The organism is Cellulomonas sp. P1_C4 (genome assembly GCF_056406355.1).
The window spans coordinates 186976-202137 of the sequence record NZ_JBFUAI010000013.1; the positions used below are offsets into that span (position 1 = coordinate 186976).

General features: G+C 72.3%; 11 protein-coding genes and 1 pseudogene. 9 read left to right on the forward strand and 3 right to left on the reverse strand.

Annotated features, from left to right (window positions below; genetic code table 11):
- Nucleotides 1–55: 55 nt before the first annotated feature.
- Nucleotides 56–1990 (reverse strand): potassium transporter Kup, encoded by a 1935-nt coding sequence (locus AC1DYZ_RS12390; protein ID WP_477065489.1) that lies wholly within the window; start codon nt 1988–1990, stop codon nt 56–58.
- Nucleotides 1991–2127: 137 nt separating this feature from the next.
- Between AC1DYZ_RS12390 and AC1DYZ_RS12395 the strand changes: the two genes are divergently transcribed.
- The 4 genes from AC1DYZ_RS12395 (at nt 2128) to AC1DYZ_RS12410 (ending at nt 9661) form a co-directional block, all read left to right on the forward strand.
- Nucleotides 2128–5340 carry a BTAD domain-containing putative transcriptional regulator gene (locus AC1DYZ_RS12395; RefSeq protein ID WP_477065490.1) on the forward strand — a complete coding sequence of 1071 codons (3213 nt, stop codon included), beginning with the start codon at nt 2128–2130 and terminating at the stop codon, nt 5338–5340.
- Between the two features lie 30 nt (nt 5341–5370).
- Complete coding sequence (locus AC1DYZ_RS12400) at nt 5371–6786, forward strand: FAD-binding oxidoreductase (protein WP_477065491.1); 1416 nt, start codon at nt 5371–5373, stop codon at nt 6784–6786.
- 6 nt (nt 6787–6792) lie between these two features.
- Nucleotides 6793–8400, forward strand: coding sequence for a GMC family oxidoreductase (locus AC1DYZ_RS12405; RefSeq protein ID WP_477065492.1), 1608 nt, complete (start codon nt 6793–6795; stop codon nt 8398–8400).
- A gap of 295 nt (nt 8401–8695) precedes the next feature.
- A complete protein-coding gene (locus tag AC1DYZ_RS12410) occupies nt 8696–9661 on the forward strand; it encodes a patatin-like phospholipase family protein (protein WP_477065493.1) in 966 nt (321 codons plus the stop codon).
- A gap of 22 nt (nt 9662–9683) precedes the next feature.
- Here the strand turns inward: AC1DYZ_RS12410 and AC1DYZ_RS12415 are convergent, their stop codons facing one another.
- Entirely contained in the window at nt 9684–10586 is a 903-nt protein-coding gene (locus tag AC1DYZ_RS12415; RefSeq protein WP_477065494.1) for an alpha/beta fold hydrolase, read from the reverse strand.
- A gap of 220 nt (nt 10587–10806) precedes the next feature.
- Here AC1DYZ_RS12415 and AC1DYZ_RS12420 point away from each other — a divergent pair, with 220 nt between their 5' ends.
- From AC1DYZ_RS12420 to AC1DYZ_RS12430, 3 genes and pseudogenes are all read left to right on the forward strand, one after another.
- Entirely contained in the window at nt 10807–11289 is a 483-nt protein-coding gene (locus AC1DYZ_RS12420) for an Hcp family type VI secretion system effector (RefSeq protein ID WP_477065495.1), read from the forward strand.
- Nucleotides 11290–11506: 217 nt separating this feature from the next.
- Nucleotides 11507–11842, forward strand: a pseudogene (locus AC1DYZ_RS12425) (MFS transporter); the annotation flags it as partial.
- A 23-nt stretch (nt 11843–11865) separates the two neighbouring features.
- Nucleotides 11866–12615: an SDR family NAD(P)-dependent oxidoreductase gene (locus AC1DYZ_RS12430; RefSeq protein WP_477065496.1), complete on the forward strand. Its 750-nt coding sequence runs from the start codon at nt 11866–11868 to the stop codon at nt 12613–12615.
- A 19-nt stretch (nt 12616–12634) separates the two neighbouring features.
- On the opposite strand, the gene AC1DYZ_RS12435 is transcribed toward AC1DYZ_RS12430, so the two are convergent.
- Nucleotides 12635–13858 (reverse strand): FAD-dependent monooxygenase, encoded by a 1224-nt coding sequence (locus tag AC1DYZ_RS12435; RefSeq protein WP_477065497.1) that lies wholly within the window; start codon nt 13856–13858, stop codon nt 12635–12637.
- 193 nt (nt 13859–14051) lie between these two features.
- Here AC1DYZ_RS12435 and AC1DYZ_RS12440 point away from each other — a divergent pair, with 193 nt between their 5' ends.
- Nucleotides 14052–14576 carry an RNA polymerase sigma factor gene (locus AC1DYZ_RS12440; RefSeq protein WP_477065498.1) on the forward strand — a complete coding sequence of 175 codons (525 nt, stop codon included), beginning with the start codon at nt 14052–14054 and terminating at the stop codon, nt 14574–14576.
- A 1-nt stretch (nt 14577) separates the two neighbouring features.
- Nucleotides 14578–15162: hypothetical protein (locus AC1DYZ_RS12445; RefSeq protein ID WP_477065499.1), on the forward strand; the 585-nt coding region annotated here is incomplete at its 3' end.

The following is a 15162-nucleotide window of genomic DNA, read 5'->3' on the forward strand; positions in this document are numbered from 1 at the left end:
CCCCACCCGTCCGAGGTCCCACCGCCCAGGCGCCGGGCGGTGGGACCCTCGCGAGCTACAGGTCCACGTTGGCGCCCATGACCACGGTCCGGTCCGGTGGCAGGTGGAACGCCTCGGCGCGGCTCGCCGCGTTGCGCGACATCCAGACGAAGAGCCGCGCACGCCAGCTCCGTCGATGGGGGACTCCGGCGACGTGCACGGTGAGGACCGACAGGAAGTAGTGCGCGTCGTCGACGTCGAACGAGAGCTCGGGACTCTGGCCGACCGCCAGCGCGAGGCCCCGCGGGATGTCCTGGCTGTCGTTGAACCCGACACGCACGCAGACGTGCACGATGCCGTCGTCGTTGTAGCCGAGGTCGTCGACGACGACGCGGTCGACGTGCCGGATGTGCGGGACGTTCTCGTTGATGATCTGCACGATGACCACCTGCTCGTGCAGCACGCGGTTGAACGCGACGTGCGAGCGCAGAGCCAACGGTGCGGTCAGCTTGTTCGGATGGGGGAACACCGCCAGCCCGGGCACCCGCGGGACGCCGCTGTCGCGGATCATCGCCACGAACTCGTCGAGCGGCCCTTCCAGCTCGCTGCGCCGGGCGAGGAGCCGCGCGGCGCCCGCGCGCCACGTCGTCATGAGCGTCACCACGATGGCGGCGAGGAGCAGCGGGAGCCAGCCGCCGCTGACGATCTTGGTGAGGTTGGCGGCGAAGAAGACGACCTCCAGGCCGAGGACGACGACGCCGTACGCGACGACCTTCCACATCGCCCAGTGCCACACCCGCTTCGCGAGCAGCAGGAACAGCAGGCTGGTGAGCAGCAGCGTCCCGGTGACGGCCAGGCCGTAGGCGGTGGCCAGCCGACTCGAGCTGCCAAACACCGCGATCAGCACGAGCACGCCGACGAACAGGATCCAGTTGACCGCCGACACGTAGATCTGGCCGCCCGCGTGGCGCGACGTCTGCCGGACGGTCAGCCTCGGCAACAGGCCGAGGCGGACGGCCTGCCGGGACACCGAGTAGGCCCCGGAGATGACCGCCTGTGACGCGATGACCGTCGCGAGCGTCGCCAGCGCCACCAGCGGCAGCGTCGCCCAGGTGGGTGCGAGGTGGAAGAACGGGTTGTCGATGGTGCCGGGGTCGTCGAGGATCATGGCCCCCTGGCCGAGGTAGTTCAGCGTCAGGGCAGGGAACACGACGGCGTACCAGCCCATCCGGATCGGCCCCGTCCCGAAGTGGCCCATGTCGGCGTAGAGCGCCTCCGCGCCGGTGATCGTCAGCACGACGGCACCCATGGCGACGAACGCCGTGAACGGGTGCTCGACGACGAACACGACGGCGTAGGTGGGCGACAGCGCGCGCAGGATCGCGGGGTTCTCCGCGATGTGCGGCACGCCCAGGACCGCCAGGACGACGAACCACAGCGCCATCACCGGGCCGAACGCCCGCCCGACCACCTCGGTGCCGCGTCGCTGGACGAGGAACAGCACCGTGAGGACGGCCACCGAGGCCGGTAGCACCAGCCGCTCGAAGGACGGGTCCGCCACGACGACGCCCTCGATCGACGACATCACCGAGATCGCCGGCGTGATCACGCTGTCGCCGTAGAACAGGGCCGCGCCGAAGATGCCCAGCGCCATGGCCACCGCGAGCCGCCGCCGGTCCGGCAGCTTCTCGCGCAGCAGCGCGACCAGCGCCAGGATGCCGCCCTCGCCGTCGTTGTCGGCCCGCATGACCAGCGCGACGTAGTTCACAGACACGACGATCGCGATGGACCAGAACACCATCGAGATCACGCCGTACACGTCGACGGGCGTCGGCAGGACGTGGTTGTGGTCGATGCTGAAGACCGTCTGCAGCGAGTACAGCGGGCTCGTGCCGATGTCTCCGAAGACCACCCCCAACGCCCCGAGCGTCAGCACGGTCCGGGTGCCGTGCCTGGCCCGTGGGGTCTCGCGGACGTCGGTGAGGCCGCTCGGCGTCTGGCTTCGTGTCACCGCGGCATCGTGGCACGCTCCTCGGCCGATCGGCGTCGGCGCTCACCCGCTGCGCTCGAGGTCTGTTGCCGACGCATCCCGTGCAGCACACTGCACGGATGAGGGCGGACGCGCCCGGAAGCACGGTGCCCCTCCGGGTGAATCTGCTGGGGGGCTTCGACGTCCGCGTCGGAGACCAACCGGTCCTGGACTCGTGGCGGTTGCACCGGGCCAAGTCGCTGGTCAAGCTGCTGGCGCTCGCCGAGGGGCACCGGATCCATCGGGACGTGGTGACCGAGACGCTCTGGCCGGGTCTCGACCGGGCGGCGGCGGCGAACAACCTTCACCAGGCGCTGCATGCGGCGCGGCGCGCCCTCGGGTCGGCCGGGGGCAGCCCCGAGCTGCTGCGCCTGCACGACGACATCATCACGCTCGGCCGCGTCGGGGCCGTGCAGACCGACGTTGAGGACTTCGAGGCGGCGGCGCGTGCGGCGCTGGAAGGCGGTCGGGCGGAGGACTGCCAGGCGGTGCTCGACCGCTTCGCCGCCGACCTCTTGCCGGAGGACCGGTTCGAGGACTGGGCCGACGAGCACCGTCGCCGGCTCGACCGGCTCCGCGCAGCAGTCGAGGGTGTCCTGKCCGAGGCACTGGTCGACGCGGGCCGGGCAGAGGAGGCAGTCCGACTGCTCCAGGCCTCGGCCGACGCTCACGCCACGGACGAGAGGCGTCAGCGGATCCTGATCCGGGCTCTCGACGCGACCGGTCGGCACTGGGACGCGCTCGAGGCCTACGAGTCGCTGCGGTCGACGCTGGAGGAGCGGTACGGATCGTCTCCCGAGCCGGCGACCGTCGAGCTGCAGCGCCGGGTGCTCGCCGGGCAGGTCCCGCTCGCCCATCGAGCCGCCACCAACCTCCCGGTGGCCGCGACCACGTTCGTGGGTCGCCACCGGGAGCTGGCCGAGCTGCACGTGCTGGTGGACCGCACCCGGCTGCTCACCCTGAGCGGCCCGGGCGGGGTGGGCAAGACTCGACTGACCGTCGAGCTGGCCCGCCAGCTGACGACCTCGCCGGCCTTCCCGGACGGCGTGTGGTTCGCCGACCTCTCCGGCCTGAGGGACGGCGCCCACGTCACGTCCACCGTCGCGGCCGCTCTCGGACTGACCTCACTCGACGCGGCCGTCCGTCCCGCTGCGGTCGCCGACCTCGTGGCTGAGCGGCGACTGGCCGTGGTCCTCGACAACTGCGAGCACGTGCTCGACGCGACCGCCGTGCTGGTCGAGGCGATGCTCGCGCGCAGCACCGGACTCCTCGTCCTGGCGACGAGCCGCGAGCCTCTGCACCTCCCCGGCGAGGTGGTCTGGCGCGTTCCTTCGCTGGGCCTTCCCGACGCCGGACGGGTGGTCGACCCGGCGGCGACGGCCCAGCACGAGTCGGTCCAGCTCTTCGTGCGGCGGGCCGTCGAGGTGGCTCCGCAGTTTCGTCTGGACGCGTCGAACGCGACAGCCGTGGCCCGCATCTGTCGTCGCCTGGACGGCATCCCGCTGGCGTTGGAGTTCGCCGCCGCGCGCGCCGCCCACCTCGCCCCGGCAGAGATCGCCGGGCTGCTCGACGACGCCCTGACGACCCTCACCGGCAGGACACGACGTGCGCCGGACCGCCAGGTCACCCTCGAGGCGACGCTCGACTGGAGCCACGACCTGCTCGAGCCGGACGAGCAGGTCCTCCTGCGCCGGCTGTCAGTCTTCGCCGGGGGATTCAGCCTCCTCGCCGCGGAAGATGCCTGTGCCGGTGGCCTGTCGCGGGAGGTCCGCGACGTCCTCGCCGGCTTGGTCGACAAGTCGCTCGTGGTCGCAGACACGAGCCCCGCAGCCGAGGCCCGCTTCCGGCTCCTCGAGGTGGTCCGGCAGTATGCCGCCCGGCGCCTGGCCGACGCCGGCGAGGCGGCGGAGCTGATGCGCGTCCATGCGCTGTGGTACGTCCGGCGCGCGGCGGTGCTGGACGCCGAGCGCAACGGGCCGGTCGCCCGCGAGCCGGACGCGTGGTTCGCGCTCGAGCTGGAGAACCTGCGCGTGGCGCTGGAAACCGCCCTGCACGAGAACCCTGACGGCGCCCTGGAAGCGGTACTCGCCGCGTGGCGCCTCCTGCTGGCGCGCGGCATGCACGCCGAGGGGCGTCGGTGGCTGTCCCGCGCGCTGGATGCGTCGACCACCCGGGGCGATCTCCGGGCGCGCGGATTGTTCGCGATGGCCGTCTTCGAGGTCCGGCTCGGGCGCGCGGCGCTCGCCGCCGACCTCGGTGCCGAGATCGCGGCGATCGGCCGCGGACTTGCCGATCCGGATCGCGCCGCCGAGACCTTCCAGCAGGAGGCGCTGCTGACGATGCTGGCCGGCGACTGGTCGCGCACCGATCGGGTCGTCGCAGCAGCGGGTTCCCTAGTGGCGGCGTCTCCCGGTGCGTCGGCCGCGCACCACCACCTGCGCGCCCTGCTCGACCTCAGCCGGGGTGATATCGAGGCCGCCCTCTCCACCGGCCTGCAGGCCGTGACCATCTTGGACCGGATGCCCCATGACGCCCCGCCGTTCTTCCCCGTGTGCTCGTTGGCGTTCTCCGTGGGGCACGCGAGGGGTCTGCACTTCCCGGTCTTCGAGGAGACCATGCTCGCCGGGCGACGAGTCGGCGTGGCGCAGGCGACGGGATACGTGTGGTCCACGCTGGCAGCGGCCGAACGCATGGACGCGCGGTACGCAGCAGCAACGGCCGCACTCGACCGGGCCGGGCGGACCTTCCGTGCTCTCGATGACAGGGCGGGCCAGGCCCACGTCCAGGTCCAGCGCGGCCACCTCCTACGGGAGATGGGCGACCCGGAATCGAGTCGCGGCTGCTTCACGTCCGCGGTCGACCTGCGTGCCGGCATCCAGGACCAGCGCGGCACCGCGATCGCACTGACCGGCCTCGCCGTCTCCGAGGCCGCTCTCGGGAGAGTGTCGCGAGCGCGCTCCCTGGCCGGCGAGGCGTGGCGGCTGCTGGAGGGATCCGGGGACCTCCCCGGTCGATCCGGAGCCCTGGACAACCTCGCCGCGGTCGAGGTCCTCTCCGGGCAGCTCGACCGCGCCGCCGACGCCGTCGAGAGGGCCTTGTCGCTCGCGGCCGTCCCGTCCACGTACCGCTCCGTGGGGTGGGAGCACGCACTCCTGGCCGGACTGCGACTTCGCCTCGGGGACACCGAAGGCGCCGCGGCCGAGCTCGACGCCGCGCACGCCGTGTTCCACGAGATCGGCGAGCGGCGCGGACTCGCCGTGGTGGGCCGGCTCGGCGGCCGGATCGGTCGTGCAAAGCCGATGCTCAGGGGGCGCGAGCGAGGATCGGCGTGATCCAGCCTGACGACCCGGGAGGTAGCAGAGATGAGCATCCAGTCGATCGGCGAGGCGACGCTCGCTGAGTTCCGCGACGCCCTCGAGGGCTCGATGGTCGCCCCGACAGATCGCGACTACGACGAGGCGCGACACGTCTGGAACCACGCCATCGACCGGCGCCCGGCCGCCGTCGTGCGCTGCGCCGGCGTCGCGGACGTCGTCGCCGCCGTGCGCTTCGCCAGCAGCGAGGGGCTGCCCGTCGCGGTCCGCGCCGGCGGGCACAGCGTGGCCGGCTTCTCCACGTGCGACGGCGGGCTGGTCCTCGACCTGGGCCCGATGCACGCGGTGCACGTCGACCCGGTGGCACGAACGGCCCGGGTCCAGGGAGGCGCCGTGTGGAAGCACGTCGACCGGGAGAGCCAGGTGCACGGACTGGCAACGACCGGTGGTCTGGTCTCGTCCACCGGTGTCGGCGGCTTCGCCCTCGGCGGGGGCATCGGACATCTGGCCCGCAAGTACGGCCTGACCTGCGACAACCTCGTGTCCGCGGAGGTGGTGACAGCCGACGGCCGGGTGCTGCGGGCCAGCTCGGAGGAGAACGTCGACCTCTACTGGGCCTTGCGCGGCGGCGGGGGCAACTTCGGCGTGGTCACCTCGATGGAGCTGGCCATGCACCCGGTCGGGCCCGTCGTCCTGGGCGGCGTCATCTTCTACCCCGGCGACCAAGCCGCTCAGGTCCTCGCCGGCTGGCGGGACGCCGTTTCCGGGACGCCGGACGGCCTCACCTCCCTGGTCAACCTCACCTCCGCGCCGMCGCTGCCGATGCTGCCCGTCGACGTCCACGGGACCAAGGTCGCCGCGGTGGTCGCGTGCTGGACAGGTGCTGCCGACGTGGGTGAGGAGGTCCTGCGGCCGCTGCGGACCCTCGGCGACCCGATCGCCGACCTGCTGGGCCCGATCCACTACGTCGACCTCCAGCAGCTCGTCGACCCGCTGTGGACCCGAGGCGCCTCGAACTACTTCACCTCCGCGTTCCTCGACGAGCTCCCCGACGCCGCGGTGGAGCTGTACGCGGACGCGCACAGGCGTGCCGCCGGACCGCCCGCCCTCTGCGAGCTGCATGTCCACCAGCTCGGCGGAGCGGTCGGACGGGTCCCGACGGACGCGACGGCGTTCGCCGAAAGACGCGCACCGTTCGTGATCAACTGCCTCGCCCGGACCTCGGTGGCGGCCGAGTCGGCGCCGCTGGTGGACTGGGCCAGGGCGACGCGCGACGCGATGGCACCGTTCGGCAGCGGGGCGATGTATGTCAACTTCACCGGTGAGGGAGAGCCTGCCCGAGCCCGAGCCTGCTACCCGCCGCAGACCTACGAGCGCCTGTCCGACGTCAAGCTCCGGCACGATCCGGGGAACATGTTCCGGTTCAACCAGAACGTCCTGCCCGCTTCGATGGCAGCGGCGTGAGTCGTCATGTCGGCGGGCTGGGACGTGGTCGTCGTCGGTGGTGGCGCTGCCGGATGCGTGCTCGCCGCCCGCCTGAGCGAAGACCCGTCGCGGCGGGTGCTGCTGCTCGAGGCCGGGCCCGACCATCGGGTGGACCCACCCGACGATGTCCGTGACGGTCGCCGAGCGACCATGCAGCACGACTGGGGCTACACCGAGGCGCCCGGCCCCGACGGCGCGGCACGACCCCTGCCGCGCGGGCGGCTGCTGGGAGGGTGCTCGTCGACCAACGCCACCTTCGCCCTGCGGGGTCACCCCGGCGACTACGACGCCTGGGCGCGGGCCGGCAACCCGGGATGGTCGTTCGCCGACGTGCTCCCCGACTTCATCCAGCTGGAGACCGATGCGGACCACGGCTCGGAGTCCTGGCACGGGGACAGGGGGCCGCTGCCGATCCGCCGGTACTCCGACGCCGAGCTGACCGACGTCGCGAGGGCCGGAGAGGAGGCGCTTCGGGACCTCGGCTGCGCACAGGTCTCGGACCTCAACGCCCCGGGAGCCGTCGGCGTCGGTCGGATCCCGACGAACTGTCTGGACGGGAGCCGGGTCAGCACGGCGATCGCGTACCTGCCGCGCGACGGGGAGAGGGCGAACCTCACCGTCACCTGCGGCGTCGAGGTGCGCGACCTGCTTCTCGAAAGCGATCGGGTCGTGGGGGTCCGGCTGCTGCCGGGGGAGGTCGTCCACGCCGACGGGGTCGTGCTCTGCGGTGGCGCCTACGGCAGCCCGGTGCTGCTCCTGCGGTCCGGGATCGGTCCGGCTGAGCAGCTCGAGGCTGTGGGTGTCCGGCCGCGGGTCGACCTGCCCGGGGTCGGCGCCAACCTCGCAGACCACCCGGTTGTCTCCGTCGACCTGCGCCACCCCGGACCCGTCGACCCGGTCCCGGTCTTTCAGGTCGCCGCCACGGCCCGGACCGACGGCGCGGATCCGACCGGTCCGCCCGACCTGCAGCACATGGTCGGTGGGCCCTACCTCGACGGCGGGGCTGCGGCGTTCTTCGTCGGGACCGCACTGCTCAAGCCGCGCTCGCGGGGCAGCATCCGACTGGTCGACGACGACCCCACGACGGCCCCGGCCATCGACCTCGGGTACTTCCGCGAGCCCGCGGATCTCGACCGGCTCGCCGAGGGGTTCGCGCGCGCGTGGGATGCCTGCCGGCAGGGAGCCGTCGCCCACCTCTCCGGAGGGGCCGAGCTGAGGCCCGGCCACGACGTCCGGCCCGGTGATCGAGCTGCGCTGCGGTCGTGGATCCCGCGGGCCGTGTGGACGTACCACCACCCCGTCGGCACCTGCGCGATGGGTCCCGACGCTGCCCAGGGAGCGGTCGTCGACGCGAGCGGGCGAGTCCACGGCGTGGCCGGCCTGTGGGTGGTCGACGCGTCGGTGATGCCCGACATCCCGTCGGCCAACACCCATGTGCCCACGATCATGATCGCCGAGCACGTCGCGAGTCGGTTCGCCGGCCAGGGTCGTCGTCCCGTCGCTCTCGTGGGTGAGACCGCCGAACGCCGGTTCCCCCTGGCGGTGCCCGGCCACCCGGAGCGCGTAGACGGCGAGCTCGTCCGGACCGCGTGACCGGTTCACGAGACGGCGACCTTCGACAGCGGTCCCGTCGTGGGCGCCCGCCCCCGTCGCGGGAGCCGCCGGCGCGGGGGAGTCGACCCGGCGGGGGTTCACGGCAGTGCGCGTGAAGTCGATTGCGAATCCTCGCCGCTGCTGTGTAGCGTCCGGACCATCGTGAGCCGTCGATGGGAGGTGAGACCCGTGAACGCAGTATCCGCACCGGGTGCTCCCTGCAGTCCACGATCGCGCGACTGAGCTGGTCGCCATCGGGAGCCGCCCACCAAGCACTCCGCGAAAGGCGACTCCCATGAACACCACACCCTCGTCACGCTCCGTGTCGGCGACCGCCGCCGACCAGGATCAGCCGCAGATCGACGCCACCACGCGAGTGCCCGCCACGGGCGAGCGCGCGTTGGTCCTCGGTGGCGGCGGATCGACGGGCAACGCCTGGCTGATCGGCGTCATCGCCGGACTGTTCGATGCCGGCCTGGACGTCACCACGGCGGACCTGACGATCGGCACGTCAGCCGGCGCGACGGCCGCGGCCCAGATTGCCGGCGCGACCGTGACCGAGCTTCTCGCCGCCACCCTTGCCGCCGCACCCCCGCAACGGCCCGCTCCGGTCGGCGGACGCGCCCCCGGACCGGTGGCCGACCATCTGGAGCGGTTCAGGCAGATCATCGCCGCTTCCGCGGATGCGGCGGACATGCGCCGCAGGATGGGCGCGGCGGCGCTCGCTAAGGATGCGGCGTCGGACGGCTCCGCGCAGGCGCGGTGGCGCGCCGTCGTCGCCGCCCGGCTCCCCGGTGCGCGGTGGCCGGAACGGACAGTGCTCATCACGGCGGTCGATGCCCATACCGGCGAACCGATCGTGTTCGACCGCCACAGCGGAGTCGACCTGGTCGACGCCGTCGCCGCGAGCACGTCCGGCGGTGGCTCAGCGTTCCGCATCGGGGACAGTCACTACATCGACGGCGGCTACCGATCCAATGCCGAGAACGCGGATCTGGCGGCCGGCTACGGCCGGGTGCTCGTGCTGTCACCCCTGGGCGGCAGGTCGATGTATCCGCCGGAGTGGAGGGTGCATCTCGCGGCGCAGGTCGAGGCGCTCCGCTCAGGCGGCAGCAGGGTCGAGACGATCTTCCCGGACAGCAGCTCCGAGCACATGTTCGGCGCCAATGCGATGGATCTGTCGATGCGGCCGCTCGCCGCGCGAGCCGGGTACGAACAAGGCCGAGCCCTGGCCGGGCAGCTCGCCGAGCTCTGGCGCTGACGTCCGATCGACTCTCGGCGGGTCACGACGGGGAAGGCCCGCGGGCGGGTCGGCCGAGAGTCAGGAGGTCGGCGATCTCGTCGAGCACGCGGTCGGGCTGCTCGAGGTAGGTGAAGTGGCCGCCGGGCAGGACGGCGAGACGCGCGTTCGGGATCGCGTCGGCGATCCGGCGCACGACGGCGAGGGGGACGAAGTCGTCGTCGCCGTGGATGACGAGCACCGGGACGTCGAGATCACCGAGCAGCGGTACGAGGTCGTAGTCGGGCCGGGACCACGTGTCCGCGTAGAGCCCCTCCTCGATCGCGCGCGCCACGACGACGCCCTGGGGCGAGAACGTGGTGCGGAGTCGGCGGACGACGATGTCGAGCAGGGCGGGGTCGCGCACGGTCGTCGCGAAGTGCAGGCGGTAGTACTCGGCGTCGGTGGCGATGTCGCCGGCGCGGAACGCCGGCGAGGCGCGGAGCTCAGCCATCCGCCGGCTCTGCTCGCCCGGGCGCCGCCGACCCAGCTCGAGCCGGAAAGCCTGGGCGTCTTCGTGCGAGACCGGTGCCGAGTTCATCAGGACGAGATGGGAGACGCGGTCCGGGTGCGCCAGCGCGTACTCGAGCGCCAGCAACCCGCCCCAGGAGTGTCCGACGAGGGCCGTCGACGCGAGCCCGGCCGAGGCGCGGACCCGGTCGAGGTCCTCGACCTCCGACGCCATCGTCACCGGCCCGGGGTCGCTGCCGTCGAACGAGCGACCCCGCCCACGCTGCGCATAGGAGATGACCCGGAACCGGTCGCCGAGCCGACCCATCTCCGGGAGCAGGTACTCGTCGTCGAAGTCGGGCCCGCCGTGCACGACGACGACCGGCTGCCCGCGGCCGGTCTCCCGGACGCGCAGGCGGCCGCCGTCGACGGGGACCGAGCTCTCGCGCACGATCATGCCTACCGCTCGAGGTCACGAGAGCGCGAGTCCCCGTGAGGCATCCATCCATCTCACGGTCGACGATCACACCCACGGCGAGCTCGAGCCTCGCTACGTCGGGCGTCCGATTGGTGGATTCGCGCCCCGGAACAGTCTGCTCATCGACGGTTGACACCGGCCACCGACAGGACGACCTTGGGGTTCGTTCGCGACCGCAGCCCAGAGGTAGGACGGTGTCATGGCTACGTCGATCTTCGCGCGCATCGGCGCGATCAAGGGTGAGTCGCGGGATGCCAGGCACAAGGACGAGATCGAGGTTTTGTCGTGGTCGTGGGGCGTGTCCCAGTCGGGTCCCGCGGGCCACCCAGGAGGCGGCGGCGTCGGCAAGGCGAGCTTTCACGACTTCGACTTCCGGCATCACATCGACAAGGCGTCGCCGCTGCTGATGAAGGCGTGCGCGACGGGGCAGCACATCGCCGATGCCACGATCACGGTCCGCAAGTCGGGTGCGGGCCAGCAGGAATACCTGATCATCAAGATGACCGACGTCCGCGTGACGAGCGTGTCCACGAGCGCCGACTCCGAAGGGGACGGCGCGGTCGAGGGCGTCGTGCTCACGTTCGTGAAGGTCGACCTCGAGTACAAACCGCAAAAGGCGGATGGCTCGCTGGATGCTGGGATCCACTTCAAGTACGACGTCAAGGCGCAGAAGGAGGGCTGAGACCCTGTCGCGCGAGACGGTCGGCTAGACGGGGTCGCCGGCTGGCAGCGCGAGCCGGCCACGCGCGCGAGCTGCTCGTGTTCGGGGCGTCCTCGGCCATCGGGCTCGCGCTCGTCCGACGCGTGAGGGACCGTCGGACCGCTGCGGTGCTCGTCGCGGCGACGGCGCTCGTCGCGGTGTCGCTGCTCGCCTCGTCGTCGTCGTCGACGGTCGCCCCGTCGCCGGGCTGGTGGTGCTCGTCGTGTGGGGACTCGCCTCCGGCACGCTGCCTCCTCTCGCCCAGACGCTCATCATGCGGGTCGCCGGGCCCCAGCACCGGAGCACCGCCGGCACCGTCATCCCCGTGGTCTTCAACGGCGGGATCGCCGTCGGGGCCGCGCTCGGCAGCGTCGTCGTCGACCGGGCGGGGACCGCGGCGCTGTCGGTGCCGGCCGCGCTGATCGTGGCCGTGGCGACCGTCGGGCTCGTCTTCGCGACCAGGTCACCCGTGGGCGAGCGGGTCAGTGGCCCCGAGCTGCCTGCGCCGCGGCGGGCCACGGCATCGTCAACCTGACGCGGTCGGCGTTGAATGAGTCCATGCCGTCAAGCAAGGAGTGGAGCGGGCAGGTGGCGCTCGTGACCGGCGCCTCCGGGTCGATCGGCGCGGAGGTCAGCCGTGTCCTGGCCGCCGGCGGGGCGTCGGTGGGCGTCGTCGGCCGGGACCGGGAGGCGCTCGACGGGCTCGTCGCCGAGATCGAGGCCGCCGGTGGCACGGCACAGAGGCACGTGGCCGACGTCCGGGACGCGGAGATGCTCGCCGACGTCGTGGCCGCGCTGCCCGGCCCGGTCGACGTGCTGGTGCCGCTCGCGGGCGGCGACGGCGCGCCTTCTGCGACTGCGGAGCTCGACCCGGTGCGCTGGCGTGCGGTGATCGAGACCGACCTCACGTCCGTGTTCCTCACCGTGCACGCGGCCCTCCCCGGCATGCTCGCCTCCGGTCGAGGCGTGATCGTGACCGTGGCGTCGACCGCGGGACGGCGGCCGTCCGGGGCGAACGCGGCCTACGCGGCGGCAAAAGCCGGTGTCGTGATGCTCACCGAGCACCTCGCCAAGGAGTACGCGTCCGCGGGGATCCGGGTGAACTGCGTCGCGCCCTCGATCGTCGAGACCGCGAAGCTGCGCTCACGCATGCCGGCGAGCGCCCTGGCGGGGGTCGCGTCGCAGGTACCGCTCGGCCGGATCGGGCAGCCGGCCGACGTCGCCGCCGCGATCGCGTACCTCGCGTCCGACGCCGCGTCGTGGGTGACCGGCACGACGTTGGACGTCACCGGGGGAATGACGTTGTGAGGGTCGGCTAGGTCCGGATCTACACGTTCGGGCGGGTGAGGCTGATGGAGTCCAGCGCCCGGGCCGGCGTCGCCTGCAGCTGGAACAGGCGTCGCTGCACGGTCGGTGGCAGCCGTGCTGCCAGACGAATGAGCTCCGGCAGGACCCGGACGGCGATGGTGGTCCGGGGGATCAGGGTGGACATGATCGCCGGCCCGATGGCGCGGGCCTTCACGGCGAGCTCGCGCACGCCGTCCTCGTACGCACGCAGACCTGCTTCGTCGTCTCCGTGGGCTCGCGCCAGCTCCTGGGCGAGGACGTAGGCGCCGACGACGGCGACACTGGTCCCGCCGCCGACGGCCGGGCCGGGGGAGTAGCCGGCGTCGCCGACCAGCGCGACTCGTCCCGTCGTCCAGCGGTCCATCACGACCTGGGAGATCGAGTCGAAGTAGAAGTCCTCGGCGGCATCCATCTCGGCCAGCATCCTCGGGATCGCCCAGCCATCGCCGGCATAGATCTGGTGCAGCGCCCGCTTCTGCCCGTCGACGTCGCGGTGATCGAGCTGGAGCTCGTCGTCGCGCCGGAACAGGAACCCTCCTCTGGCCGACGTCGTCCCGTGGACCGGGTAGATCGCCGCGACCCGGCCCGGCGCGTTCCAGACCACCATGCGGCCCTGCAGGCCGAGATGGTTGGGCATCGCCACGAAGGCGAGGTAGCCGCCGAGGAATCGACGGAACTTGTCCTCGGGCCCGAACACGAGGCGGCGGACGATCGAGTGCAGCCCGTCGGCGCCGATCACGAGGTCGAACCGGTCGGCTGCCGAGTGCTCGAACCGCACGTCGACGCCGTCGGGCTCCTCGTGGATCGATCGGATGGAGTCCTCGAACACGTAGTGCACGCGCTCTCGCGTCGCTTCGTACAGGATGCTGGCCAGCTCGCCGCGCATGATCTCGACGTGCCGGCCCGAGATCCCCGCGACGAGTTGACTCATCGGCACGGCGAGCTCCCGCCCGCCGCGACGCTGGAACGACACGACCTCGGTTCGGGTGCGGGCGTCGATGACCGCGGGGAGCACGCCTGTCCATTCGGCCACGTCCATCGCCGGCCCGAACAGGTCCACCGCGTGGCCACTGGTCCGCACCCGGGCGAGCGGCATCCGCTCCACGACCGTCACATCGAAGCCGTGCCGATCGAGCCAGTACGCGGCGGTCGGGCCCGCGACGCTGGCGCCCGAGATCAGGACGTGCCGGGCGGACCCAGGCATGTCATCCACCGTAGCGCGGGTCTGCCTGGTCCAGTCGCCGTGACCGCCTGGGTATCAGAGGAGGCCCGCGGGCGTCCCGGTCGGCGCCCGACAGGAGTAGACCGAGAACACCGAGATGTCGGCGGCCACTCAACGTTTCCCCGCGGCGGCTCGTCTACCTCTGTGACGGCCTACGCACCGGAAGGGGGCCGCGATGAACCGTTGGGAGCCGGTCCTCACGGACCTGGTGCGCACCCGTGGCGGCGCGCTGGTTCGGTACGCGCAGCTGCTGTGCGGGGACCGGCGTGAGGCCGAGGACCTCGTCCAGGACGCGCTGGTGCGGGTCTTCACGACGACGCGTCGGCCGCAGGGCAGTGGCCCGGGCGACTTCGCCGCGCTGGAGCACCTCGAGGCCTACGTGCGTCGCACGGTACTCAACCTCTACCTCGACGGGTACCGCCGACGGCGGCGGTGGGGCGCGGTGAAACACCTCCTTGGTGCGCAGGACTCAGCCGTCGGGCCGGACCAGGCGAGCCCGGAGCACCTGGACCTCGACGCCGCGCTCGCCGCGCTGCCGCCGCGCCAGCGGGCCTGCGTCGTGCTGCGCTTCTACGCCGATCTCACCGTGCCGCAGATCGCCGAGGACCTCGGCGTCTCCCCCGGGGCGGTGAAGCGTCACCTGCACGACGCCAACGCGAAGCTCGCCATGAGCCTCACACCTGTCGGAGAGGAGGAGTGACATGAACCTCGAGGAGCTGCTGCGCCGGGAGCGGGACGTCGTCCCTCCGAACCCGCTCGTCGACCGCACGGACCAGATCGTCAGCCGGGTCCGCCGTCGTCGGCGTGCTCGCGTCGCGACGGTGGCCGTCGGGAGCGTGGCCGCCCTCGCCGCCCTCGCCGTCGTCGCCGTCGTCGTCGTCGTCGTCGGACAGCTGCTCCCGAAGGCGACCGCACCGGCACAGCCGAGCCCGACCACGGTCCGGGCGCTGCCGTCGGGCGACGGTGTGGCGCCGCTGGAGCCGGGCCGTTATGTGTTCCCGGTGATGGACGGCGCGCCGGAGCTGCTCCCGGTGGTGTCGGTGCCTGCGGGCTTTGCCGCCACGGATGACGCCAGCGGTGTCACGGTGGGTGCCGATGCCGCCGACGACGGCAGGATGCTGCTGATCTGGGAGATCGACAGCGTCTACTCCCACCCGTGCGACACGACTCGGCGCACTGTCGCCGTCGGACCCACGGCGGCCGACCTTGCCGACGCCCTGGCCGCACAGCCGATGCGCGACGGCACCACCCCCGTCCCGGTGACGATCGGCGGCTACGACGGGTTC

What these genes read in the sequence shown, in the direction of transcription:
- AC1DYZ_RS12405 (WP_477065492.1), top strand. Translation starts at nt 6,793, where the DNA reads ATGTCGGCGGGCTGGGACGTGGTCGTCGTCGGTGGTGGCGCTGCCGGA.
- AC1DYZ_RS12410 (WP_477065493.1), top strand. Translation starts at nt 8,696, where the DNA reads ATGAACACCACACCCTCGTCACGCTCCGTGTCGGCGACCGCCGCCGAC.
- AC1DYZ_RS12415 (WP_477065494.1), bottom strand. Translation starts at nt 10,586, where the DNA reads ATGATCGTGCGCGAGAGCTCGGTCCCCGTCGACGGCGGCCGCCTGCGC.
- AC1DYZ_RS12420 (WP_477065495.1), top strand. Translation starts at nt 10,807, where the DNA reads ATGGCTACGTCGATCTTCGCGCGCATCGGCGCGATCAAGGGTGAGTCG.
- AC1DYZ_RS12430 (WP_477065496.1), top strand. Translation starts at nt 11,866, where the DNA reads ATGCCGTCAAGCAAGGAGTGGAGCGGGCAGGTGGCGCTCGTGACCGGC.
- AC1DYZ_RS12435 (WP_477065497.1), bottom strand. Translation starts at nt 13,858, where the DNA reads ATGCCTGGGTCCGCCCGGCACGTCCTGATCTCGGGCGCCAGCGTCGCG.
- AC1DYZ_RS12440 (WP_477065498.1), top strand. Translation starts at nt 14,052, where the DNA reads ATGAACCGTTGGGAGCCGGTCCTCACGGACCTGGTGCGCACCCGTGGC.